Here is a 1,004-nt window from a genome sequence, read left to right as displayed (position 1 = left end):
CATCTTCGAACCGTTCTTCAGCACCAAAGAGCGCGGCAAGGGCACCGGCTTGGGGCTCTCGACCGTGTTCGGCATCGTGCAACAAAGCGGTGGCGGTGTAGTAGTACCGCCGGAAGATCCGCAAGCTTTAGCAGATGGGGTTGAGGATTTGTACTTGCATCCTGCTAAGGTTGATGCCTTGGGCGAGCAAGGCAGAAAGTATGCTGTTGAGAATTACGGATTTGAAGAAGCTTTGAATCATTATGAAGCTTTATTCACGGCAGTTGCTGCTAGTCATTCTGAGAAAATTTTGGAACCGCTGCCAAAATAAGTCTAAACAAATAGGCGGTTGAAACCGCTAAGATTTTCCACCTCTAAATTGTATTTTTTGTGGGTGCTAGACGCCCACCCCACAAGAACTTTATCAAATTTTGATTGTGCAGTTTAAATGCAAAACAGCTTACTATAGCCTTTCTCACAAAGGTGAGGTATGCCAGATTCTATATACATCAAGGTTTTCGACCTTTGATATATACCTCATCTATCTGAGAACCGCTATACATAAAACTTACGGATACATACATCAGGATGTCTCAGTTATTGTAACTTTAACGTACATTTGCCAACAACCAAGTGGAAAACTATACCAGTAACCCTGCTGCTACAGCAGCAAATATTCTTTGCGTCGGGATCGGATGGTTTCCGAAAACACCGGGAGGGCTCGATCGATATGTATATGAGCTTACACATCAGCTAGCAGCCAGTCAAGATCGAGTTGAATTGTGTGGAGTTGGTCTACCAGAAACTGAACAGAATTCTAGCATAAATCTCACTAATTTAGCTGAGCCCGAAGATCGACTCTGGGAAAGGCTTTGGCTGATTCGCTCCAATTTTTTGCAGCGAAAATTTGCAAAACTAGATGCAATTAATTTGCATTTTGCACTATATAGTTTTCCGCTTTTGCAAGTTTTACCTAAAAGGGTTCCTGTTACTTTTTCCTTTCACGGGCCTTGGGCTTTGGAAAG

Annotated in this window: 1 protein-coding gene and 1 pseudogene; both read left to right on the top strand. The window is 43.2% G+C overall.

Translation table 11 applies throughout. The features are described from left to right. Positions 1-310 (top strand): annotated as a pseudogene (locus tag ACUVJL_RS39025) (hypothetical protein); the annotation flags it as partial. A 302-nt stretch (positions 311-612) separates the two neighbouring features. Continuing rightward, positions 613-1,004 (top strand): glycosyltransferase family 4 protein (locus tag ACUVJL_RS39020; protein ID WP_445250718.1); only part of this gene is annotated, 392 nt, incomplete at its 3' end.

Origin of the sequence: Microcoleus sp. OTE_8_concoct_300 (assembly GCF_031383065.1) — a bacterium.
Taxonomy (GTDB): Bacteria; Cyanobacteriota; Cyanobacteriia; order Cyanobacteriales; family Microcoleaceae; genus Microcoleus.
This window is presented reverse-complemented; position numbering and strand designations above follow the sequence as displayed.